This window comes from Wolbachia endosymbiont of Encarsia formosa, assembly GCF_039540065.1.
GTDB lineage: Bacteria > Pseudomonadota > Alphaproteobacteria > Rickettsiales > Anaplasmataceae > Wolbachia.
In genome coordinates, this window is the sequence record NZ_CP154278.1 from 815247 (window position 1) to 839366 (window position 24120).

Below are 24120 nucleotides of genomic sequence, written 5' to 3' on the forward strand. Positions count from 1 at the left end.
TTGAAGTATGGCTGTAAAGAATTTACAAAATAATAATGATTTATCAGAACTTTTGGTTTCAGTCCGAAGGGTAACAACGGTTACTAAAGGTGGTAGAAGATTTTCATTTTCAACTTTGGTTGTTGTTGGTGATGGTAAGGGTAGGGTAGGATGTGGAATAGGTAAACACGCAGAGGTTGCTGAAGCAAGAGTGAAAGCTGTAAATGCTGCAAAGAAGTCGATGATTAGGGTGTACTTACGTGAAGGTAGAACTTTACATCATGATATTAAAGTTAAATTTTGTTCTGGTGAGATAGTTTTAAGAGCTGCAAGAACTGGAACAGGTATTATTGCTGGTGGAGCAATGAGGTCGGTTTTTGAGGTATTAGGTATAAAGGATGTAGTAGCTAAGTCTACTAGATCAAATGATCCTCATAATATTATATGTGCAGTATTTAAGGCTTTTGATGTTATGTTATCTCCTCGTCAAGTGGCAAGTAAGAGGGGTAAAAAGATCAGTGAGATAGTTGGAAATAGGTAAAGTATGAATGATGCTGTAAAATTAAATTCTGTATTTACCAAATTATCTAAGAAAAAGAAGCCTAAATTATTAGGCAGAGGTATTGGTTGTGGTAAAGGTAAAACATCCGGTAGGGGGCATAAAGGGCAGAAAGCGAGAAGTGGCGTTTCTATAAATGGTTTTGAAGGTGGACAGCAGTCTATATATACTCGTTTACCTAAAAGAGGTTTTAAGCCTATACGCAAAAACTTATACTCTATATTTAATGTTGGTGATGTACAGTGCTTAATGGAAGCTAAAAAAATAGTCAAGGATTCTATAATAGATAAGGAGCTACTGCATAAATTAGGTTTTATCAGATCTGTAAAAAGTAAAATCAAACTTCTTAATAAGGGTAAATTAAGCGAGAAATTTGTGTTTCATGTTGATTTTGCATCAGAAGCTGCAAAAAGATCTGTAGCTTCAGTTGGTGGTAGTGTAGAAATACTATCATGAATTATGAACAGTAAATTTGCATTTGATAGTTTGGGTTCTACGTTATTATATAAAACTGATTTACTAAAGCGCATATTTTTTACGCTGATGGCTTTAGTTTGTTATCGTTTAGGCACTTATGTTCCTATTCCTGGAATTAATCTTGATATAATCAATGATATATTTCCAAAAGAGAGTTCTGGTATTTTTGGAGTATTTAATTTATTTTCTGGTGGTGCTTTAGCTAGAATGACGATCTTGGCATTAAACGTTATGCCATACATAGTTGCATCCATAGTTATGCAATTATTGTCTTCTGCCGTTAAAGGAATTAATGAAATTAAAAATGACGGAGAGTTGGGACGTCGAAAGATGAACTCTTATATACGCTATATGACTATAGTCTTTTGTATCTTTCAATCAATTACGATCTTAATAGGGTTAGAAAGAATGAATAGAGAAGGGGTATTAGTTGTAGTTGAACCTGGTATTATGTTTCGTACTATAGGTGTCTTTAGCCTTTTAGGTGGAACTATATTTTTAATATGGCTTGGTGAGCGGATCAGTGTGAGCGGTATAGGCAATGGTATCTCATTAATCATTTTTACTGGCATAACATCTGAATTACATAATGCTTTATCATCTCTGCTAACATTAAATAAAAATGGTAGTATGTCGTTTTTCATTACCCTTTTTGTTATAGCATTGTTTTTTTTACTGCTCCTTTTAGTCATTTTTACAGAATCTTCTTATAGAAAGGTAATTGTCCAATATCCCAAAAAACAGTTTAAAAAATTACATAATGATGATTTTACTTACATTCCATTGAAGATCAATTTATCTGGTGTAATACCAACTATTTTTGCTAACGCAATTTTATTAACGCCTATTTCAATTGCAAATTTCTATAAAGGTCATGCCATTGCTGATTTTATTTTAAACTACTTTATGGCAAATAAAGTGATGTACATTATAACTTACTTAATACTCATAGTACTTTTTAATTTTTTCTATACCAATTTTATATTTAATCCAGAGGAAAATGCTGATTTTCTTAGGAAAAATGGTGGTTTTATTCCTGGTAGAGGGCCTGGAAAACATACTTCTGATTATCTTCAAGATATAGTTTTTAAATTAACATTTATTGGGTCTGCGTATTTGGTGGTAATATGTACTATACCTGAAATTATGAGGTATCATTATGATATACCATTTATTTTTGGTGGGACGAGCTTGCTGATTATAGTTAACGTTATTACTGATACTATTATGCAAGTACAATCTTATGTTTTTTCAAATAGGTACGATATTTGGATAAAGAAATATGAGTCTAAAATAAGGAGACTAAAGTGATTATTACAATTTTTGGTCCTCCTGGCTCTGGTAAGGGTACTCAGTCCATTTTGTTAATAGCAAAGTATAATTTTAAATTAGTTTCAGTAGGAGATTTATTAAGGAATATTATATCTAGTGGAAGTAAATTAGGTAAAGAAATAAAGGATACTATTGAATCTGGTAATTTAATTCAAGATGAAGTTATATGTAAATTATTGTGTGACCAGCTTGCATTAATAGATGGTGATTTTTTGTTAGATGGTTTTCCAAGAAATTTAAATCAAGCTCATTTTTTAACTCAAGTTTTGCAAAAAAGATGTAATAGGGATGTTGATCTTGTAATTGAGTTGCAGCTTGACGATAATATTGCAATTGATAGATTAAAAGATCGTCTTACTTGTTTTGATTGTAAAAGTATATATAGTATATCTTCTTTTAAAAATACTACTTGTGCTAAATGTAAAAGTACGAGATTGGAGAAGAGAATTGATGATGCTAATATGCTTGCAATTAATAAGAGGATAAGAGAATATCATTTTCAGATGAAGGGTTTGCGCGAGTATTATAAGGGCAAGTTGTTAACAATTAACGCTAATTTGAGTGTTGATAGAGTAATGCAAGAGATTGAAAGTAAAATTTCTTGTAATTTGATTTGACTATAAGTTGTTTTATGGTATAAATTAAGAGTTATTATTAATAAAGTATCGAGGTATCAGTGGCACGTATTGCAGGCATAAATGTTCCAGTGAAGAAGTGTATTCCTTTTGCATTAACTTATATACATGGTATAGGTATTACTACTGCGAATATAATTTGTCGTAGCTGTAAAATTGATGAGCGTAAGCGTGTTTCAGAATTACAAGATGAAGATATAGAGAAAATTAGTAGTTTTATTAGGCAAAAATATATCATAGAGGGTGAGCTCAGAAAAAAAGTGGCTATGGATATAAAATCTTTAATGGAAATCGGTTGCTATAGAGGATTAATGCATAGAAAAGGTTTGCCTGTGAGGGGACAAAGAACCCATACTAATGCTAAAACTCGTAAAGGCAGATCTAAATTGCCTATTGCTGGGAAAAAATAAAATTTGTTATTATCGTGAGTTTTTATGAAAAAAGTTAAAACGTTTGGTAAGAATACAAAAAGGTTTATTACTGGTATTGTCCATATTCGTGCAACTTTTAATAATACTTTTGTAAATGTGACTGATGTTTGTGGTAATACGCTTTACCAGACTTCTGTTGGTGCATGTGGTTTTTCTGGTTCGAGAAAATCCACACCTTATGCTGCAGGTAAGGTTGCCGATTCTGCTGCGAAGAAAGTAATAGAGAGATTTGGTATGAAGGTTGTTTCTGTAATAATTCGTGGTCCTGGTTTTGGTGCAGAAGCTGCAGTTAAATCACTTCGGAATTGTGGATTGACTGTCACTTCAATTGCAGATAAAACGGCGATACCTCATAATGGGTGTAGATTAAGGAAAAAAAGAAGAGTATAGGATATTTGGAAGGTTTTTGTATGTATTATAGTGATAGTGTTTCTTTCTGTGGAAATTTAGATAGATTAACTAAGCCTAATGCGATTAAGGTAATATCAGGTGATTCAAGTAAAAAAAGTGATATAGTTCTAGAGCCTTTGGAAAGTGGTTTTGCTTTAACGTTGGGTCATGCATTAAGGCGTGTAATGTTGTCTTCTCTTCGCGGTAGTGCTGTTTATGGAATAAAAATTGAAGGCGTGAATCATGAATTTACTTCGATCCAAGGAGTTAGGGAAGACATAACTGATATAGCATTAAATATGGGCATGTTGAGATGTAAGCTAAATAACACGTATAATAAGTGCTTAAATTTGAGCGCTAAAGGGCCTTGTCAAGTATTAGCTGGAATGATAGAAACTGATGACCAATGCTCTATTGTTAATAAAGATTTGGTGATATGTACACTAGGTCAAGATGTGGAGCTTAACGTTACTATATATGTTGCTAGTGGAAAAGGTTATCTTTCTGTAAATAAATATAAAGAAAATGAATTTTTAAAGTTTATGAATGAACAAGATTTAATTGGCTTTATTCCGATTAATGCTTTATATAGTCCTGTCGAGAGGGTTTCGTATAAGGTAGAGAATAGTCGTGTTGGTCAAGTTACTGATAAAGATAAGCTGATATTGTCAATTGAAACTGATGGTACAATCTCTCCAAGTCAAGCTATTGAATATGCTGCAAGAATATTACAGGAGCAATTGCGGCCTTTTGTTACTTCTAGTATAAGTGATAAAAGATCGAGGGTTTCTTTATCTGGTGATGCTAAAGGTTTGGGGTATGATCCTGTTTTATTGCGTAAAGTAGAGGAACTGGAATTATCTGTTAGGTCTCACAACTGCCTGAAAAATGAAAATATTGTTTATATAGGTGATCTTGTATCGAAGACAGAGAGTGAATTATTAAGGACTGCTAATTTTGGCAGAAAGTCTTTAAATGAAATTAAGGAAGTTTTAAGGAGTTTAGGCTTGTCTTTGGGTATGAATATACCAAATTGGCCACCTAAAGATATAGATGAACTAGCTAAACAACATACTGAGGAGGATTAGGTAGTATATGAAACATGGAGTAAAAAAAAGTAAATTGTCTCGTTGTACCGAGCATAGGTTATCAATGTTAAAGAATCTATCTATCTCGTTAATTAATCATGAGCAGATTGTAACTACTTTACCAAAGGCTAAAGCACTTCGTCCATATGTGGAAAAGTTTATTACAATTGCTAAGAATAACGATTCTTTACATGGTAGGAGGCTTTTGCTTTCACGTCTTCATAATAGTAAGTTAGTAGTTGATAAGTTATTAAGCGTTCTAGCTAATCGTTATCAAGACCGTAAAGGTGGATATTCTAGAATAATAAAATTTGGTACTCGAAAGGGTGATTGCGCTCCAATGGCAGTGATAGAGCTAGTTGATAGAGATATTTCAGCAAAAGGTGAGATTTATAGTAAAAATAAAAAAGGAAGCAAAGTGGTTACACAAAGCTAATCATTCTTTTTATGGTAAATAGGTTACGCTATTTTGTAGGTTACTTTGGAGAATTGTTAGTTTCGATATATTTAAAGCTGAAATTCTATAATGTTATAAAACGTCGCTTCCGTTGTAAGTTAGGTGAAATTGAATTAATTGTATCTAAAAAAATGGAGCTGATTTTTATAGAAGTTAAAACAAGTTTATTTGGAAAAGAAGTACCGATATCTCATTTTCAGTGTCAGTCTATTATAAATTCTTCTAAATATTTCTTAAGTAAAAATCTTGATTTTTTAGATTATTCAGTCAGATATGATTTATGTTTTCTTTCCTTAAAGAGAAGGCCTATTTATGTAAAAAATGCTTGGATTGAGGAATGGTAGCTTAAATAACTTAGATTTACTAGAATAGGTAATTTAATATGAAAAACAATAATTTAGTTTCATCTTATGCTAGAGCACTGTTTCATGTCTCAGGAAGCAGATTAGGTATTATAAGAAAAGAAGTAGAATTTTTGTTAGCTTTTTTTAAAGATCAAAGTGATGTTTTTGCGTACCTATCTCATCCTATGGTTTCTCTTGTGCACAAAAAAGAAGCGATACTTTCTATAAATGAGAACTTGAGTGAAAACTTAGTCAAATTTATTATGGTTACACTTGCAAACAAGCGCTCCCGTTTATTAATCCTTATATTAGAAAAATTCTTAAATCTTGTAAGGGAAAGTGAAAACGAATTGGAAATTACTATAAAATCAGCAGAGGTTTTAAAGAAACCTGATATAAAAATAATTACTGAATCTTTGAACTTTCTTGGTAAAATAATAAAAGTCAGTAATGTGGTTGATCCTTCTATACTAGGTGGCTTGGTAGTTAGGTATGGTTTTAACTTGATTGATGCTTCGCTTAAGAGTTATTTGGATAGATTGGTTGATTTGAGTAAAATGGAAATGTTGAAAATAAGGAATTGTATATGAAGAATAGCATAAATGCCTCTGAAGTAGTAAACATAATAAAAGAGAAGGTTGAGACATTTGATAATCCTATAAAACGAGAAAATATAGGTGAAGTAATTTCAGTAACGGATGGTATCACATTGGTCTATGGGCTAGAAAAAGCAAAGTTTGGTGAAAAGGTATCTTTTGCAAGCGGTGTAGAAGGAATAGTTCTTGATTTAGATCATGATACAGCTGGAATAGTTTTGCTTGGCAATGACCGTGATGTAAAAGAAGGGGACGTTGTAAAATGTAGTGGCGATGTTGTACAGGTGCCTGTAGGTCATGAATTATTAGGGAGAGTTGTAAATGCATTAGGCGATCCTATAGACGATGGCGGAGAAATTAGAGCCAAGAACAAAATGTATATAGAATCTAAAGCGCCAGGTATTATTGACCGTAAATCTGTGCATGAACCTCTGCAGACAGGAATTAAAATTATAGATTTGTTGATTCCTATAGGTAGAGGGCAACGTGAGTTAATTATTGGTGATAGACAAATTGGTAAAACCACTATTGCGATTGATACTATTATCAATCAGAAGAAGATTAATGACGAGGTAAACGAAAATCAAAAAATTTACTGTGTTTATGTTGCTATTGGACAAAAAATTTCGACAGTAGCAAAAGTGGTGAATAAGCTAAAAGAAAGTGGAGCATTAGAGTATACAACCGTAGTTGTGGCTAGTGCATCTGACTGCGCGCCTATGCAATTTTTAGCACCTTATACCGGTTGCACTATTGGAGAATTTTTCCGTGATAATGGAATGCATTGCTTGGTGGTATATGATGATTTATCTAAGCATGCTGTGGCATATAGGCAGATGTCCTTATTGCTCAGACGTCCTCCTGGTCGTGAAGCTTATCCTGGAGATATATTCTATGTACATTCTCGCTTGCTTGAAAGAGCTGCTAAAATGTCTGATGAAAAAGGACAAGGGTCTTTGACTGCTTTGCCGATTATTGAAACTCAGGCCGGTGATGTATCTGCATATGTGCCAACTAATGTGATTTCAATTACTGATGGACAAATTTTTCTTGAGTCTGAGTTGTTTCACAAAGGATTTCGCCCTGCGGTGAATATAGGTTTATCAGTTTCTCGGGTTGGCTCTGCTGCACAACTGAAATCTGTGAAAAAAGTTGCTGGTTCTATAAAGCTGAGTTTGGCCCAATATAGAGAACTGGAAGACTTTGCTAAATTTGGTTCTGATCTTGATGCTACTGTTCAATTGTCCTTAAACAAAGGTAAATACCTTATTGAATTATTAAAGCAAAAACAGCATTCACCTATGTCAATAGAAGAACAAGTATTGCTTATGTATATCTTTTCTAATCTGTATAGTCAATTAAGTAAGGTACAGGTGAGCAACATCAATAGGTTCGAGTGTGATCTTATCAATTATTTTCAAACTGTTCACCCTGGAGTTTTAAAAAAGTTGTCAGGTGACATGAATGATGATATAAAAGATGATATTGTTGGTATTGTGAGTGATTTTGTCACTCAATTTAATTGCGTTTAGGCGGTGATTATGACTTCATCCATTGTTAACAAGTTCCCTATTACAAGGGAAGGTTTTGAGAGTATGCAAGTCGAACTTGAGAAATTAAAGGAAGAAAAACCTTCTATCATACAAGCTATTTCTGATGCGCGTGATCAAGGTGATTTATCAGAGAATGCAGAGTATCATGCTGCGCGGGAAAGATTAGGTTTTATTGAAGGTCGTATAATCGAGTTAGAAAATAAGCTTTCGCATGCAGAAGTAATAGAAGTGAAAGATTTGTTTGGTGATTCAGTAATATTTGGTGCAACTGTTACGGTAAGCATGTTAAATGATGATAACAGTGAAATTGAATATGTTTATAAGATTGTAGGTGGATATGAAGCTGATGCTTCAAAGCAGTTGATCTCTACGGATTCACCACTCGGTAGTGCTTTAATTGGCAAAAAAGTTGGTGAGTATGTGGAAGTGATAGTGCCAAATGGAGAGAAATTGTATAAAATAGTTAAGATTGAGTTTAAGTAAATCATGGTACAAGTAACTTATCCTTCAATTAGTCTACCCGGTATTTCTTCTGTGGAAGATGTATTGACGGATGCTAGTTCTGGTAAATTATTCATTTTAGTTGACGATGAAAACAGAGAGAATGAAGGTGATCTGATTGTATTAGCTGAGAAATTAGAGCCAGAACATGTGGCTTTTATGGTTAGATACGGTACAGGGATTGTTTGTTTAGCAATGACTAAAGTTCACATGAAAAGGTTAGGCCTTAGTTTCATGGAAAAAAAAAATATTGGTGAAAATCATACTGCTTTTACTACATCAATTGATGCACGTTATGGTATTACTACGGGTGTTTCAGCTGAGGATAGAACAAAAACTATACATGTTGCTATTGATAAAAATAGAACTCAGGATGACATTATAACTCCCGGTCATATTTTTCCTGTGATTGCACATGAGGGTGGAGTAGAGCAACGTGCTGGTCATACTGAAGCAAGTGTTGAGATAGCTAAGTTAGTGGGATGTAATCATTCTGCAGTTATTTGTGAATTAGTGAATGATGATGGATCTATGATGCGCTTACCCCAGTTGCTTGAATTTGCTGAACAACATAATATTAAGTTAACTACCATTGATAAACTTATCAGTTACGTTCAAAATTTAAACTAGCGTTTATAGATTCGTATAGTTTAAGTGTTAAAATATAAAATTCCTCAAAGTTATACAAACAAGGAATTTTCATGTCTAAGCTTTTTGTTTTACTATTTTTTTTCGTATACTGTAGTAGCGCTTACTCTGTTAGTATTATTAGAGATAGTGAAGTGGAAGCGGTAGTTAATGATCTAGCGCAACCTTTATTTTCTGCTGCGGGTATTGATAATGATAAAATAAAAGTTTTTATAGTTGATGATAGATCGATTAATGCTTTTGTAATTAACAATAATAGCATTTTCATTCATTTAGGGCTTTTACAATATTCGAATGAACCTTATGTCTTACTTGGTATATTAGCACATGAAATTGCTCATATATCTGATGTTCATGTATTACAAATGAGTAGTGCTATAGGTTATTTTCAATCAATAGCAATGGTTAGTTATATGGTAGGATTAGTTTCTAGTATTGTCATTAACCCTCAGGTTGCGAGTGCAATCTTGCTTAGTGGTGTAACGCTTAGTTCAAGGTTGTTTTTTAACTATTCTCAAGAGCAAGAGAGTGTAGCAGATAGCTATGCTTTAAGATATCTAGATGAATCTGGCTATGATAATTTGGGTATGAAAGAGATTTTTGACTATTTTAAGAGTATTGAGCATGAAAACACTGACGAGTATTTCCGCACTCACCCACTTAGTGATAAGCGTATATTTGCTGTACAGAATTATAAGGTTAAAAACAATATAAAACCAATCCTTGCAGATAAATTGCTGAAGTTTGAGCGTATGGTTGCAAAGCTAGACTCTTTCTTTGCTCCTATTCATGTGTTATCTAATAAATATGAAGGTAGTTCTAAGTATGTAAATGCTGTAATTCACTATAGGCAAGGAAAGATAGAAGAGGCTATTACTAAAGTTAATTCATTGATTCAAGAGTCACGCAATGATCCTTATTTATATGAATTAAAAGCGGAGATGTTATACAAAGCTGGAAATTTAAGTGAAGCAATAAAAATGTATGAAGAATCACTTAGATATTTATCTGAGAAGAATAACTATTTAGTGAAACTTGCGTTATCTCATACTTTATTATTACACGGTGAAATAGAGAAGGCAATTTTTTACCTAGAGCAGGTTGCAAGCGTAGAAACAAATAACGCCTTTGTCTGGAAGTATTTAAGTATTGCATATAAACGTAGCGCTGATATGGCAATGTATTATTTTGCTTTGACGAAAAAGGCTTGTATTGAAGGTAATTTAGAGAAATTTATGAAATACGCTGAGTTAGCTATTAAAACTTTACCGAAAGATAGCTCTTGCTTGCTGCAAATTGAGGATATGAAGGAACAATACACACAAAAACACACTTATTTTTAGGTTATCTTTCCCCACACTTATTCAACGTCTCTCTTACTTCATCGCTTATATTGGGTATAATTTTCGTTATAATCGTTTTGGCACCAAAAAATACACCACAAAACATACCTAAGGCAAAGAGAGCTGGCCATGGCATTCTACCAAATATTGCAAGCAAAGCTGCACCTATTATGACTACAGTCATAAGTGGCCCACCTATTTCCCAAATATAACCAATAATATTGCATATTACTTGGGCAGTTGTATCATCTATATCATTAGCAGCGTTTGCGTAATCTGAAAAAGAGAGAAACAGCACTATACATAAAGCATTAAAAAGTTTTTTTATTATATAGCTCATTCTTTTGCCTCCAAGTAATAAACTAACGCGAAAATAAATTTATATATATACTTATTTTAAAGTAAAACTTATAATTTGTCCATAAATAAGTCTTGCTACATAAATAGCCCACCATTGATGTTAAGCACATGTCCCGTTATATATTTTGCCTCATCGCTTGCTAAAAACAATACTCCTGCTGCTATTTCTTTTCCTGTTCCCATTCTTTTCATTGGGATGTTATCTAATATTTTTTCCTTTTGTCCTTCATTTAAAACTTCAGTCATTTTAGTATCTATAAATCCAGGAGCAATACAATTTACTGTTACATTACGACTTGCAACTTCTTTTGCTATAGATTTACTCATGGCTATTATCCCAGCTTTAGAAGCTGCATAATTTGCTTGCCCGGCATTTCCTGTCAATCCTACTATTGAGGAAATATTTATTATTCTTCCCCAATTATTTTTAATGAATTTCTTGCATGCTTCTCTATTTAGCTTAAATGTGGAGGTCAAATTAATGTCAATCACCTTTTGCCATGCTTCATCTGTCATTCTCAACAATAAGCTGTCTTGTGTAATTCCTGCATTGCATATGAGTCCATCAAAGCCTTTCATCAACTCACTTGCTTTATTTATTAGTTGATTTACCTCTTCAGGATTTGATAAGTTGCAAGGAAGTACGTGAATGTTTTTTTCATATTTTTTAGCAACTTCTTCGAGTATTTCTTTTTTTGTACTAGAAATACATAAAGTTGCTCTGGCATTATGCATAATTTCTACAATTGCCTGGCCTATTCCGCCTGATGCACCAGTAATCAGAAATTTCTTATTCTCTAATCCAAACATAATAATTTTTATTTGTTCCAGCTCTTAACAGAATATTAAAAGACTTGCAATAGATTTTTTCATAACTATTCATTTAATAGAAGCTTCTTGACAAATCTTGTATTTATTGGCGAAATTATGGCGTCTGCATGCCTTTTTTATTTTTTCTACATTCGGCCAGATCGCGCTTATTTAAAGCGTTAGCACATTATCAATTACAGTAATAAAATTAGCACCATGTGGATTCTTTTGCCTTTTTTTGATTGGTAAATTTCTTAACACTTATAGCTAAAGTAATTTAAGAGAGCCAGCGCGTGACTAGTTCTTATTACTTGATCAGTCTTCTGGATCCCAGTGTTTGGGCACTGGGATGACAGGAGTGTGAGATAAGGCTACATTCATACTCCAACAGGTATGACGGTGTCATTCCAGCACTTGATGCTGGAATCCAGAAGTCTTTACTATAAATAAGCATATTGAGCACAAAATTATGCTAAAACACAACGTTTTTGTTGAGATTATGGACGAACTGGATTCCAGCGTCATGCGCTGGAATGATATCATAGAGTTCATTGAGATGACAGACTTGAATGACAATAGGGACACTAGAATGAAAGGAAAAGAGGCTATTTAATTGTGCTGAATTTTACAAAATTTATTACTCCTGCCTGACAAATTTATTAGAATAGTATGTATAGTATGTTTATTAGTGAAAATCCGAAAAAAAATGCAAGAAAAGTTAATATATTACTTTAGCCAAAGCAACTGTGAAGGCAATGCAGCAATGAGAAATCTACTAGGAGGGAAGGGAGCAAATCTGGCAGAGATGTGTAACATTGGCATTCCTGTTCCACCTGGTTTTACAATTTCCACTGCTGTTTGTCAGGCCTATTGTCAAGATAATGAATTGTCTTGTGATCTACGTAACGAGATAAAAAACTACATGGCGATGCTCGAAAGTGACATCGGTTGTAAATTCGGGGATTCAAATAATCCTTTATTAGTTTCCATACGCTCTGGTAGTGTGAATTCAATGCCGGGCATGCTCGATACAGTCCTAAATGTTGGCCTAAATGATGCAAACGTTGTTGGTCTTGCAAAAAAAAGTGGCGAACGTTTTGCTTACGATAGCTACTGCCGTTTCATCATGATGTACTCGAATGTTGTACTACAGCTTGACCACAACCTATTTCAAGACATTATTGATAGTGAACAGCAAAAAAGTGGAGCAAAAAGCTTAGCTGATCTTGATGTTGATGTTTTAAAGGGGATTGTTAATGATTTCAAAGATGTAGTATATGAGAAAATAGGAAAAAATTTCCCGCAGAACGTTGAAGAACAGTTACTCAATTCAGTAAATGCAGTGTTTTCTTCTTGGCAAAATGATAGAGCTGTTTCCTATAGAAAAATAAATAATATTCCTGAAAACCTTGGAACTGCAGTTAATGTACAAGCAATGGTTTTTGGTAATCTGAATGATAATTCAGCAACTGGTGTGATATTTACAAGGAATCCTTCAACTGGAGAAAAAAAGCTTTTTGGTGAGTTTTTAGTTAATGCTCAGGGTGAGGATGTGGTTTCTGGTGTTTATACTCCTATGCCAATTGACGGGGAGCAAGAAAGTACCATGGAGAAGTTGCTACCAAGTGTCTACCGACAATTATGCGCGGTATGTGAAAAACTTGAAAGGCATAATAAGGACATGCAGGATATCGAATTTACTGTACAGGACGGTAAGTTATGGATTTTGCAGACTAGGTCTGGCAAGAGCACAGCCGAAGCTGCTATTCGCATAATAGTTGATATGGTAGAAGAAGGAGCGATTACAAAAGAGGAAGGAATATTGAGAATTGATCCAAAAACTTTTGACAATTTATTACATCCAGTTCTTGATGTTAAAATCGATCAAGAAGTAATAGGCAAAGGACTGCCAGCTTCTCCAGGTGTTGCTTCTGGATATGTAGTATTCAGTGCAAGTGATGCTGAAAAAGCTGCAGAGCAGGGTAAAAAAGTAATTTTGGTAAGATCAGAGACGAGCCCTGAAGATATTAATGGAATGAATGCTGCAAGTGGAATAGTAACAGCGAGGGGAGGTATGACCTCCCATGCCGCTGTTGTAACTCGTGGAATGGGTAAACCATGTATTTGTAGTCTAAGTGGACTTTATATTGATAAAGATGAAAAATTTCTTTCTATGGGGGATATAAAAGTAAATAAAGGTGAACCAATCACCATCGACGGAGGAACAGGAGAGGTTATGCTTGGTATTCTTCCGACAGTTTTGCCTGAATTATCTCAAGAATTCAAAACGATAATTAACTGGGTAGATGAAATCAAAACAGTGAAGGTGAGAGCGAATGCTGATACTCCAAAAGATGCAAAAATTGCAAAAGAATTCGGTTCAGAAGGTATAGGATTATGTCGCACAGAACATATGTTTTTTGCTAGTGATAGAATCGAATTCATTCAAAAATTGATAATAGCTGATGATGAAAATGAAAGGACAAATGCATTAAATAAACTCGAAGAAATGCAAAGGTCTGATTTCAAAGAAATATTTTCTATTATGGAGGGCAGGGAGGTTACTATACGTTTACTTGATCCACCTCTACATGAGTTTTTGCCCCACAATCAATCTATTATAGAGAAAATTGCCAAATCACTGAATAAGTCAGTTGAATCAGTAAAAAATAAAATAGCACAGTTATCAGAAAAAAATCCAATGCTTGGCCATCGAGGTTGTAGACTTGCTATTTCTCATCCTGAAATATATGGCATGCAAATTAGGGCAATACTCAGTGCTGCAAGTGAATTAAGGAAAGAAAAGAAGATAGAAGTGAAACCTGAAATCATGATTCCTTTTATCATGAGTGAGAAAGAGTTTATTCTGATATGCGAGTTAATAAAGAAAGAAGCCGAAAATTTCGATTTGAACTATTCAATTGGAACGATGATAGAACTGCCAAGAGCAGCACTTATTGCTGACAAACTCGCAAAACACGCAGAATTTTTTAGTTTTGGCACTAATGATTTAACACAAACAACTATGGGACTTTCACGAGATGATTCAGTTAATTTCCTCGATTCTTATAAGGAAAGCAACATATTCAAAAACGATCCCTTTGAGGTGCTAGATGTCGAAGGGGTAGGGGAATTAATCAGAATAGCTATCGAAAGGGGCAAAAAAACCAGAAAAGAAATTAAACTTGGTATATGTGGAGAGCATGGAGCGAATCCACAGTCCATAGAGTTTTTCATCAAATCAGGGATTGATTATGTGTCATGCTCGCCCTATAGAGTACCGGTTGCAAAGTTAGTGGCAGCACAGCTTAGCATAAGTTTGTTGGGCAGCACAACTGTACGAACATAGATTTCGCTAACAAGTAGCGGAATGATGATTTTTCAAATTGTCGATAAATCTAAGTCAGTTTAGCTATTTTGCTGCTACTTTTTTTCTTAATATCCTAAGAAAGATTGACTTTTTGTTTAAAATAATATAGGATAAAATAATAGTGGGTGAGGTAAAAATGTCAGTATCAAAAGAGCGTAAGGAATATTTACTAGAAAAGTTTAAATATGCTGCTAAAGAATTTGGCAAATCTGGTACAAAGTCCAATCATCTAGCAGTACCAAAGGAACAGCAACTCTCTATTGATTTAGGTAATAGAAAAGTTTTTGGTATCATAAATAAGATTCTGTATGGCTTTGTTGCATAGCTAGTGTTGATTGAGGTTATTGTAAGGAGAAAAGCTTTTAAATATATGGTTACTAACGCATTTTGTTGTAAAATAGGCATTTTTCAAACAACTTATGCCGCAAAAAATGAGAGTAAGTAACCAAAGAGAATATAACGAGTTTCTCAAAAAAAGAGGAAATGTTTTTCATTTTGTTAATCAAGCCATAGAAAATTGGTACGAAAACAGTCCAAAAGTTGCAGGTGGTAATAACATTTATAGTAATAAAGTTGTAATTTTAATACACATAATAGTTCATCTTTTTAGAATTGGCCTGAGACAAGCTGTAGGTTTTGTAAAAGGTTATATGGTACAAATAGGCAAAAAACTTAAGGTTATAAGCTATACACAAGCTTCCAGAAGATTTAAAAAGCTTAATTTGAAGATTGATGACCATAGAACCAATAAAGATGATTTGGAAAATATTGAAATTGACGTAGATAGCACTAGAGTTAGTATCTACAGTAATAACGGTGGGCATAGTAAGCTTAATACTCGAAAAAGAAAATACAGTGGTTATGGTCAAGTAAGAAAATTACATGTTGTTTTAAACGTAAATGATAAGAAAGCAATAAGCATGAACTACACTAGTGGTGTTGCTGTGGACTATTTGCCGGTCTACGATATGTTAGAGGAAGTCAGTAATAAATATAACATTTGTTCTATTCGAGCAGATGCGGCTTATGATATAAGAAGTGTGTATAAAGAATGCAGAAAATACAATATTGTGCCTATTATTCGCCCTAGGAAGGATACTAAAATTTGTTTAGCTGATTACTTATCAGAAAGAAACAAGTATATTAGTAGAATTAGGTCATATTAGAACTATGAAGATGGTATTAATGAATGGAAGAAAAAAGTTAAGTATGGAGCACGATCTTATATTGAAGTCTTTTTCTATAGGTTAAAGCAAATATTTGGGTTTGGCTTGAAAAATAAATCAGAGATAAATCGTGAAAAAGAGCTGTTAATTAAGTGCTACTTGCTAAACAAATTTACTGATATAGGTATGGCTAAATTTAAATTATCTTCCTAAATTCACTGTCGTTTACATGCCTATCAGTGCTATGCAACAAAGCCATTCTGTATTGGATAGAGAATAATTTTACTTATTTTTTTTCCACGATATAATTTGTTTCCAGAAGTTGGAGTTGAAGGAAGAAAAATTCCTGGAACTAATACAAGGGTTAAGTATTTTACTCCAGATGAACAAGTAGAATATACTAAAATTCCTTATAAAGGAAAATTATACATGGACTTAATGCCAGAAGTGGAAGGTAACAAGTTACAAGGCTTTAAAGGCAAACTATATGATACAACTGATAAAATTAGTAAGGGTAAAAAAGGTTGTGTAGCTTATGTGATCACGCTTGATGGAAAGCTAGTAACTCATGAACATATTAATGTTAACAAAAGCGAATGGGCTTATCGTCATTCAACTCTTGCAGGAGGTAAGCCGATTTTATGTTCTGGTTTAATGAAAGTGGTAAATGGTAAAATAACTTATATAGACAATAATAGTGGGCATTATAAACCAGAATCAGCAAACTTATACAATGCAGTGAAAAAATTAGAAGGTCTATTTTCGAAAGATGCAAAAGTTGTTTGCCTACCATATTAGATTATCTTGAAAAAACAAATTCCTCTTATACGTAAAATTACTCTAGCCAAACGAGAACCTGTAGAGAAATTCTTGGAAAGGATGGAGAAAAAAGGAAAAGATGGGTTGACTCAATATGAAAGACATTTTAAAAGGGTAAAAGAATTTAATGAACAGTATGAACAAAAATTGCTCCTTGCAAGCTATAAGTCACCTACAAGCGAGCTGTCCTATAAACCAGCTATACATAAAAAACACAGATTGAAATACTCTGAATATATTAACTTACACCTTAATTTTTTGAAAGAGTTTGATGAAAATCCTGAAGTGCAAGAAATATCAATAGAACATTCAATAAGAAGGGTTATTGGAACAAATTATGGCCATAAGCCTACAGTTGCGCTTGCTAAGGCACAGATAATAGATAAAGATGGAAAGTTGCAAGAAACGGACGAAATAGCAGATATAGATGTAAGCTTTCACCATGAGAATGATCGTGATAGCTTTGCTAAACTTCTGGATTTCAAAGAGTATAGCTATATTTGTCATTTGCAAAATAAAGATAGAGCTGTTATGGAAAAATTAATGCCCAATAAACATACAGTTTTTATGAGTACAGACCAGGCTAACAAGTTTATAAAGGACACTTTACAAATTAAAATTGATAGTGTTGAACAATTGGGTACCCGTTTAGTGAAGAGCTAAACTCTATAAATATATGCTAATATATCTACTCATCAGAGTGGCAAGATAGGTAGATGAGAAAAATACAACCATATAAACAAAATGGTTGTCATGGAAGTAGCTACTTTGTTGTCATTCAAGTAGCTGACACTGGTATCCAGTTAAATTTACGAAGTATAATGGATTCCATCGTCACGCGCTGGAATGACACCCTTTTAGTTGCTGTACGAACATTGTGGTACAACATACCAAGATAGAGTTAATAGGATCTCCTCTTCCTGAAAATACGGAAAGTCAGTAAAAAAAGCCCAGGCATTAGCACTTCAGCGCTGCAGTTGAGTCAATATGAGAGAGTAAGTCTACAAAAGTAGACTTACTAAGAACTTTGATCATTTATTTTACTATATAACAGAAACTGAATCTGCGAGATAACAAAATTTATTTCCAATCTCTCTTAATGTACTACTTATATCAATAAGTGTCGACTCTTCTTGTGAATCAGATTTAAATAAGCCATGAGTATCTTTCAGACGACAGTACCACTCGCAATTATTTCGCTCCGCTGTTACCTGCCAACTATTACCTGGTGATTTTTATTCACATTCTCTATAGCAGTCATGAAGTGCCTTCCATTCAAATGGAGGATTGAGTATAAGATTTGTCATAATATATTCCTTAATTATATAACTAATACCACGTTAGTACTTATATGCTAATATAATGTTAATACTTATATTAGCATAATAACTTTTCAGATACGGTTTCTTGATTAAAAATTCCATTTTAGCAATAAAAAAATTACTTATTATAGGAAAATTTGCTCATATAAAACTATTTATAAAGTGACAATAGATGTATTATACTTAGATTCTGATTTGAAATTTTATGCACTTGTTTCTAACAAGATTGGTCAATAAATTTTACTGTTTAAGGATGAGAAACAAAGTAATCATCGTTTCCGGTATTGCTCTTATTCTACTGTTTTTTATCAACAGTACATTTTTAAAAAAAGATCAGGCGGTTCATAGTGATAATCCAATTAGTAGTTTTTCAGTAAAAACTCAGGATTATACTCCACAAAATCGCGCTGTATATTTAAATTTTTCTGGTACAGTAAATCCCTTGCATAGAGCAAGCCTTGTCTCAAGAACAAGTGGTCAAGTTATTGCCGTTTATTTGTCTGATGGTGAAAAGGTAAAGAGAGGCGATGTAATTTTAAAGATAGAAGATTATGACAGAGTTGAGCAAGTTGAAAAAGCCAAAGCTTTATTAAATCAGCGTGAAATTGAGTATGATTCCTGTCGAAAATTGAATACAAAAGGGTATGGAGCGCAAATAAAAGTGGAATCAGCTTTTACTGCGTTGCAGAGTGCAAGAGCTGACCTAAAAATGCTAGAGTTGGATTTGGAAAATACTGCGATTAAATCCCCTATTGATGGTTATGTAGATAAGATCAACGTAAATGAAGGGGATTTTGTTAATTCTGGACAGAAGATAACTGACATAGTTAATTTTGATCAAGTTCTTGTGGTATTGTATGTTTCAGAAAATGAAGTAAATAAAATAAAACTTGGTAGTGCAGCGCAAATTAATTTGCTAGAAGGAAGGGAATTAGTAGGTGAAGTAAGTTTTATTAGTAAAATTGCTGAGCCTAAAACTGGATCTTATAGAGTGGAGGTAAAGGTAACTGATAATGAGATTATATCCTTGCAAGGACTGACTGCTAGTGTAAGCCTCCCTTCAGGTGAAAGATTTGCATATAAAATTCCTTCTTAGGCCTTAAGTTTAAGTGATGATGGCGTTCTTGGAATAAAGATTGTTGATGACAATAATTATGTGGTATTTACAGCAATAGAAATTGTTGATCATGAAGATGATGGTGTTTGGGTGGTAGTAAATAACGAAGATAAGCCTATAAAGTTAATAACATTGGGCCATCTATTTGTTAAGCCTGGTGATAAGGTATAACTCGAATGTAACATGACTGTCATCCCAGTGCGTGGTCGTAATCTCATCAAAAACTCAAAATTCCTGGATCCCACCTGGGATGACACCAAATGAGCTACTCGCATTTTTGAGGACAATATTTGTACAGTTGTGTGTGTGCTACTAAAAGGGTGTCATTCAAGCAGCTGACACTGAAATCCAGAAAAGAAGTCAGTGTCTGGACACTGCCACTATGTTTTTATTTTGCCACTCTGCTGTGTAAACTTACTCCGCAATAACCTTTTTTTCTTTTAACAAATTTTGTAATTCACCTTTTTCATACATTTCGCGGGTTATGTCACAGCCACCAACAAATTCTCCCTTTATATATAATTGTGGAATTGTTGGCCAATCAGAAAAGCTTTTTATGGACTGACGTATTTCATCATTCTCAAGTACGTTGATGCATTTAAACTTTACATTCAAATTTTTGAGAATTGATACGACGAGCCCAGAGAATCCGCATTGAGGAAAGTCAGAGGTGCCTTTCATATACAGCACTACATCGTTTTCTGCTATGTCTTTTTTTATTTGTTCAAAGTTGTTCATAAATATCACCTTAATTTTAAGCTCCAGTTTCTAGTTGCAATGCATGTATAGACTGACCTTCAAGAGCCTTGTATACCATTCTGTGTTGTTCTATTTTTGTCTTTCCAGAGAAACACTTGGAAGTTATTTTTAAATGGTAGTGATCATCATCTCCAGCAAGGTCTTTAATTTTTATATCAGCATCAGGAAATGATTGTTTGATAATTTTCTCTAACTCGTGAATTGTAATAGTCATCAGTTTATTTTAATTATAAGTCTAAAATATGCAATTGATTATTGTGAAGACAATAGATTCAGCGTGCTGAGAGCACTAGCAAGACGAGATTTTAATTGACTTGCATACTCATTCCAGTCCTTTATTTCCTTTCTTGCTACACCTGAGGTAACTGCAGCTTTTGCAACAGCAGGAGATACTATAGAAATTAATCTTGGGTCAAATGGAGTAGGTATTATATATTCACGTCCATAGCTCATTTTACGACCACCATAGGCTGCAGATATCTCGTGCGGCACTGGCTCGCGAGCAAGCTTTGCTATTGCATCTGCAGCGGCAATTTTCATTTCATCATTTATTTTCGTTGCATATACATCAAGTGCACCTCTGAATATGTAAGGAAATCCCATTACATTATTGACTTGGTTGTTATAATCTGACCTACCAGTTGCAATTATTGCATCTGGCCTTACAGATTTTGCAAATTCAGGCCTTACTTCTGGATCAGGGTTAGCAAGAGCAAAAATGATTGGGTCTTTACCCATGCTTTTTAACATTCCTTCACTGAGCACATCCTTTGCAGAGAGTCCGATGAATACATCAGCATCTTTTATGGCATCGAGTAGAGAACGTTCTTTAGTGTCAATTGCATATTTTTCTTTCCACTCATTCATATCCTCTTTTCTGTCTTTGTGTATTACTCCTTGTTTATCGCATAGTACTATGTTCTTAGCACCCATAGACTTCAGTATTTCCAAACACGCAATACCAGCTGCTCCAGCACCATTCATGATGATCTTTACATTTCCTAATTTCTTTCCAACAATATCGAGGGCATTTTCTATACCAGCTGCAACAACTACTGCAGTGCCATGTTGATCATCGTGGAACACTGGAATATCCATCAACTCATTTAGACGTTTCTCTATTATAAAACAATCAGGAGATCTTATATCTTCTAGATTTATCCCCCCCCAACTTGGACCAAGATACCTTACTGCATTGATGAAATCTTCTATGTTTTCTGTGTCAACTTCTATATCAATTGCATCAATGTCAGCAAAACGCTTAAATAAAACAGCTTTGCCTTCCATGACGGGTTTTGAAGCAAGAGGACCGATATTGCCAAGTCCCAGGACTGCGGTGCCATTTGAAATGACAGCCACATAATTGCTTTTTGCCGTGTAATCATAAACAGCTTTAGGATTTTTAGCTATTGCAAGGCATGGGGCTGCAACACCAGGGGAATAAGCAAGTGATAGGTCATGCTGTGTGGATAAGGGTTTTGTTGGTATAACCGATACCTTACCAGGTTTACCACTTTTATTATGGTACTTAAGTGCTTCTTGTTTTGTGGTGTTATCTAAATCATTATTCATGCTTTGAGCTTATTGTTAGTAATTTTTTAAGTATATGGGGTTTTTATGAATGTTCAACTATTAGCTTGTGAATTCTGTTGTACTTCTGTATAAGTTTATCTACCAATAGTGTGACTTACATGCTTAAGAAAAACGTGCCTAATTTGCTAACAATTTCTCGTGCGCTCGCGATACCAGCAATAATATCAAGCTTTTATATAGAAAGTAAATATGCAAGTCTAATAACAATATTGATCTTTATGTTTGCGTGCATTACAGATTTTTTTGATGGTTATTTAGCACGTGCATGGAAAGTCCAATCGAATTTTGGCAAATTATTTGACCCAATTGCTGATAAGTTAGTAGTAGTTTCAACAATAATCATGCTAGTTTATAAGCAAAAAATAGATGATGTTACAATTATACCGTCAGTTATAATTGTTTGTAGGGAGATATTAGTTTCGGGTTTACGAGAGTTTTTGATAGCTACAAACGTTAGTCTACCTGTGAGCAAAGCTGGGAAAATTAAAACATTTTTTCAGATGGTTGCTATAGTGGCATTAATAATGAGTGATTATGAAACAACTAAATACATAGGTGTGATTTGTTTGTGGGCTGCAGCTGTTATGACTATGTGGTCAGGCTATAATTACGTTCTAGCTGGCATCAAACAGATTGACTAAATTGCTTAAGAGTATACAAAGAAAGTTAATAATTTCACAATATTGACTGATTAGTTAAAATCCTGTATAATGTATTAGTTTATAAATTAGTCAAGTTTGTATGACTGGTATTATTATAGATAGCTTTAATACTGAGTCTTCCTTTAAGAGATCAAGTTCTGAGAAAGATACTAAAATAGAGGATTTTTTTCGAGATTTCTGGTCAACAGTTGATGAAGAAGAAAAAAAGAGAAAAAAACTTGAGCAAGAATTATTAATACTTGAAGAAGGAAAAAAAAAGCAGAAGCTGGAACAGGAGTTATTAACTTTAAAAAAAAGAGAGATAAATAGAAAATGTGTATCATTGGCAACAATGGTTCCATTTGCATTGCTGATGGCAATTGAGCTCGAAAAAACATGTAGCGATCAGGTATTACTTGGCCTTATAAGCGGTGCATTAGGACATATTATATTACCTTTCACAGTCTTATATCTTATTTGCACGCTATATTTAATTTATAATAATAGAAAAATAGCAGAAAAAGAACGAGAGTTGGAGAATATTGAAGATGGAGAAAAAGAAAAGAGAGACATTCCTTATACAGTTGATGATTACTGTAACTATGCTGATGCTGCTTTAGTTACATTAGTTATTGTGGCTAGCATAGTAAGCGAAGCATTGGCACAAGGAATAATAGAAGACGTAGCTTTTTCAATTTCTAGTATATTCTACTTTGTAGCGAGTGCTACTTTTTGCTATTGTGAGTACAAGAAAAATAAAAATTCTGAAGTAGAAAAAGAGCAAGGCTTTGATGAGAAATTTGAAAAAAAGACAAGCAATATGTCTACAGATAAGTTAATGCTTGCTGGTTCTTCTTTATTACTAATCAGGAGAATAATATTGATTTCTGGAGTAGCATTAGCATCATATGCTGTTGGGCCTGCTTTAGGTCTGGTAGGTATTGCTCTTTTGATGGTCGGAAGTGGATTGATCATACATTCTTATATTAGAAAGCTAGAGAACGTAGAAGTGAGTGGAAAAGGTGTTCCAACAGGTGATGGTATAGGTAATATACGGGAAGGGCAGGTTTTTGCTCGATGATAATGCCAAAAATTTGTTTATTTAGGTAATATTTAGTCTATACTTTATTTTGATCAAAAAAAATCTTATGTATAAGACTTTAATCATATGCTTTTTTCTCCTTATTTGCTCCTTTGTGCATTCGTATGGGGATGATCTGGAACACACTGAAACTGAACTATATGAGGAGGAAGTTAAGCTTTATGATCAGAAAAAATATAAGCAAGCTATTAGAGAATTTCAAAAGATAGAGGATTTGTATCCTTTATCTTATTGGGCAATGAAAGCAAAATTATTATCTGGAGTTTCTTACTATAATATGGGTAACTACAGCAGTGCTGCAAGTGATATGGATGATTATATATACGTTTATCCAAATGGTGAAGATTTGCCATATGTATATTACTTAAGAGTATTATCTTATTACATGCAAATTAATAAAGTGCAGCTTGGGCAACAAATTGCATATAAAACTTTAGAGCTAGCTACTGAATATATTAATCTTTTTCCGAATAGCGAATATATAGAAGAGATCAAAGAAAAAGAAAAATTAATCACAGAACATATATCAAAAAAAGAGTATTCTATTGGTGAATTTTACCTAAAGCGTGGTGAATATTTAGCAGCAATTAAGCGTTTTCAAAATATGATAAGCGATAAATATTCTTCTAGAGTTATTAGTTATTTAATAACAGCTCACTTAGCTCTTGGCCTTGACTTAGAAGCTGAGCAGTATGAAAATATGTTAGCAGAAGGGGTAAATTAGTTTT

The 24120-nt window shown here is 33.7% G+C and carries 27 protein-coding genes and 1 pseudogene; 23 read left to right on the plus strand and 5 right to left on the minus strand.

What is annotated here, in order from left to right:
- Window positions 1-7: 7 nt before the first annotated feature.
- The 14 genes from rpsE to AAE962_RS04465 all read left to right on the plus strand — a co-directional run bounded on the left by rpsE (window position 8) and on the right by AAE962_RS04465 (window position 10333).
- Window positions 8-520 (plus strand): 30S ribosomal protein S5, encoded by a 513-nt coding sequence (rpsE, locus tag AAE962_RS04400; RefSeq protein WP_343288723.1) that lies wholly within the window; start codon window positions 8-10, stop codon window positions 518-520.
- Window positions 521-523: 3 nt separating this feature from the next.
- A complete protein-coding gene (gene rplO / locus AAE962_RS04405; protein WP_006012263.1) occupies window positions 524-994 on the plus strand; it encodes a 50S ribosomal protein L15 in 471 nt (156 codons plus the stop codon).
- Between the two features lie 3 nt (window positions 995-997).
- Window positions 998-2326, plus strand: a complete 1329-nt coding sequence (gene secY / locus AAE962_RS04410) for a preprotein translocase subunit SecY (RefSeq protein ID WP_343288724.1) — start codon at window positions 998-1000, stop codon at window positions 2324-2326.
- Window positions 2323-2964, plus strand: coding sequence for a nucleoside monophosphate kinase (locus tag AAE962_RS04415; RefSeq protein ID WP_343288725.1), 642 nt, complete (start codon window positions 2323-2325; stop codon window positions 2962-2964). The genes secY and AAE962_RS04415 overlap by 4 nt, the downstream gene beginning before the upstream one ends.
- Before the next feature lie 59 nt (window positions 2965-3023).
- Window positions 3024-3392: a 30S ribosomal protein S13 gene (gene rpsM / locus AAE962_RS04420; RefSeq protein WP_343288726.1), complete on the plus strand. Its 369-nt coding sequence runs from the start codon at window positions 3024-3026 to the stop codon at window positions 3390-3392.
- Window positions 3393-3416: 24 nt separating this feature from the next.
- On the plus strand, window positions 3417-3803 hold the full coding sequence (gene rpsK / locus AAE962_RS04425; protein ID WP_343288727.1) for a 30S ribosomal protein S11: 387 nt from the start codon (window positions 3417-3419) through the stop codon (window positions 3801-3803).
- 20 nt (window positions 3804-3823) lie between these two features.
- Window positions 3824-4891 carry a DNA-directed RNA polymerase subunit alpha gene (locus tag AAE962_RS04430; protein ID WP_343288728.1) on the plus strand — a complete coding sequence of 356 codons (1068 nt, stop codon included), beginning with the start codon at window positions 3824-3826 and terminating at the stop codon, window positions 4889-4891.
- Window positions 4892-4898: 7 nt separating this feature from the next.
- Window positions 4899-5327, plus strand: coding sequence for a 50S ribosomal protein L17 (gene rplQ, locus AAE962_RS04435; RefSeq protein ID WP_143689121.1), 429 nt, complete (start codon window positions 4899-4901; stop codon window positions 5325-5327).
- Window positions 5328-5338: 11 nt separating this feature from the next.
- Window positions 5339-5692, plus strand: a complete 354-nt coding sequence (locus AAE962_RS04440; protein WP_343288729.1) for a YraN family protein — start codon at window positions 5339-5341, stop codon at window positions 5690-5692.
- Window positions 5693-5730: 38 nt separating this feature from the next.
- Complete coding sequence (gene atpH, locus AAE962_RS04445) at window positions 5731-6282, plus strand: ATP synthase F1 subunit delta (protein ID WP_343288730.1); 552 nt, start codon at window positions 5731-5733, stop codon at window positions 6280-6282.
- Window positions 6279-7820, plus strand: a complete 1542-nt coding sequence (atpA, locus tag AAE962_RS04450; protein ID WP_343288731.1) for a F0F1 ATP synthase subunit alpha — start codon at window positions 6279-6281, stop codon at window positions 7818-7820. The genes atpH and atpA overlap by 4 nt, the downstream gene beginning before the upstream one ends.
- Window positions 7821-7829: 9 nt before the next feature.
- Entirely contained in the window at window positions 7830-8324 is a 495-nt protein-coding gene (greA, locus tag AAE962_RS04455; protein WP_143689117.1) for a transcription elongation factor GreA, read from the plus strand.
- 3 nt (window positions 8325-8327) lie between these two features.
- Window positions 8328-8972: a 3,4-dihydroxy-2-butanone-4-phosphate synthase gene (gene ribB / locus AAE962_RS04460; RefSeq protein ID WP_343288732.1), complete on the plus strand. Its 645-nt coding sequence runs from the start codon at window positions 8328-8330 to the stop codon at window positions 8970-8972.
- Between the two features lie 71 nt (window positions 8973-9043).
- A complete protein-coding gene (locus AAE962_RS04465) occupies window positions 9044-10333 on the plus strand; it encodes a M48 family metalloprotease (protein ID WP_343288733.1) in 1290 nt (429 codons plus the stop codon).
- A gap of 1 nt (window position 10334) precedes the next feature.
- On the opposite strand, the gene AAE962_RS04470 is transcribed toward AAE962_RS04465, so the two are convergent.
- Window positions 10335-10673, minus strand: a complete 339-nt coding sequence (locus AAE962_RS04470; protein ID WP_343288734.1) for a TrbC/VirB2 family protein — start codon at window positions 10671-10673, stop codon at window positions 10335-10337.
- A gap of 95 nt (window positions 10674-10768) precedes the next feature.
- Complete coding sequence (fabG, locus tag AAE962_RS04475; RefSeq protein WP_343288735.1) at window positions 10769-11503, minus strand: 3-oxoacyl-[acyl-carrier-protein] reductase; 735 nt, start codon at window positions 11501-11503, stop codon at window positions 10769-10771.
- A 706-nt stretch (window positions 11504-12209) separates the two neighbouring features.
- Between fabG and ppdK the strand changes: the two genes are divergently transcribed.
- From ppdK to AAE962_RS04505, 6 genes and pseudogenes are all read left to right on the plus strand, one after another.
- Window positions 12210-14852 carry a pyruvate, phosphate dikinase gene (ppdK, locus tag AAE962_RS04480; RefSeq protein ID WP_343288736.1) on the plus strand — a complete coding sequence of 881 codons (2643 nt, stop codon included), beginning with the start codon at window positions 12210-12212 and terminating at the stop codon, window positions 14850-14852.
- A 157-nt stretch (window positions 14853-15009) separates the two neighbouring features.
- Complete coding sequence (locus AAE962_RS04485) at window positions 15010-15198, plus strand: hypothetical protein (RefSeq protein WP_343289603.1); 189 nt, start codon at window positions 15010-15012, stop codon at window positions 15196-15198.
- 94 nt (window positions 15199-15292) lie between these two features.
- Window positions 15293-16039 (plus strand): transposase, encoded by a 747-nt coding sequence (locus AAE962_RS04490; protein ID WP_343288737.1) that lies wholly within the window; start codon window positions 15293-15295, stop codon window positions 16037-16039.
- A gap of 309 nt (window positions 16040-16348) precedes the next feature.
- Entirely contained in the window at window positions 16349-16837 is a 489-nt protein-coding gene (locus AAE962_RS04495) for a hypothetical protein (protein WP_343288738.1), read from the plus strand.
- Window positions 16838-16843: 6 nt separating this feature from the next.
- On the plus strand, window positions 16844-17521 hold the full coding sequence (locus tag AAE962_RS04500) for a hypothetical protein (RefSeq protein ID WP_343288739.1): 678 nt from the start codon (window positions 16844-16846) through the stop codon (window positions 17519-17521).
- Between the two features lie 864 nt (window positions 17522-18385).
- Window positions 18386-19468: pseudogene (locus AAE962_RS04505) on the plus strand (efflux RND transporter periplasmic adaptor subunit).
- Between the two features lie 243 nt (window positions 19469-19711).
- Here the strand turns inward: AAE962_RS04505 and grxD are convergent.
- Genes grxD through AAE962_RS04520 form a run of 3 tightly spaced genes read right to left on the minus strand, consistent with a single transcriptional unit; the run spans window position 19712 to window position 21628 of the window.
- The gene (grxD, locus tag AAE962_RS04510) at window positions 19712-20035 is read right to left on the minus strand and encodes a Grx4 family monothiol glutaredoxin (protein ID WP_343288740.1); all 324 of its coding nucleotides are present in this window, start codon (window positions 20033-20035) and stop codon (window positions 19712-19714) included.
- Between the two features lie 16 nt (window positions 20036-20051).
- Window positions 20052-20270 carry a BolA/IbaG family iron-sulfur metabolism protein gene (locus AAE962_RS04515; RefSeq protein ID WP_006012412.1) on the minus strand — a complete coding sequence of 73 codons (219 nt, stop codon included), beginning with the start codon at window positions 20268-20270 and terminating at the stop codon, window positions 20052-20054.
- Window positions 20271-20308: 38 nt separating this feature from the next.
- Window positions 20309-21628, minus strand: a complete 1320-nt coding sequence (locus AAE962_RS04520) for a malic enzyme-like NAD(P)-binding protein (RefSeq protein WP_343288741.1) — start codon at window positions 21626-21628, stop codon at window positions 20309-20311.
- 119 nt (window positions 21629-21747) lie between these two features.
- Here AAE962_RS04520 and pgsA point away from each other — a divergent pair, with 119 nt between their 5' ends.
- The 3 genes from pgsA to bamD all read left to right on the plus strand — a co-directional run bounded on the left by pgsA (window position 21748) and on the right by bamD (window position 24116).
- Window positions 21748-22290, plus strand: a complete 543-nt coding sequence (pgsA, locus tag AAE962_RS04525; RefSeq protein WP_264330557.1) for a CDP-diacylglycerol--glycerol-3-phosphate 3-phosphatidyltransferase — start codon at window positions 21748-21750, stop codon at window positions 22288-22290.
- A gap of 100 nt (window positions 22291-22390) precedes the next feature.
- Complete coding sequence (locus AAE962_RS04530; protein ID WP_343288742.1) at window positions 22391-23371, plus strand: hypothetical protein; 981 nt, start codon at window positions 22391-22393, stop codon at window positions 23369-23371.
- 67 nt (window positions 23372-23438) lie between these two features.
- Window positions 23439-24116: an outer membrane protein assembly factor BamD gene (gene bamD / locus AAE962_RS04535; RefSeq protein ID WP_343288743.1), complete on the plus strand. Its 678-nt coding sequence runs from the start codon at window positions 23439-23441 to the stop codon at window positions 24114-24116.
- Window positions 24117-24120: the final 4 nt, after the last annotated feature.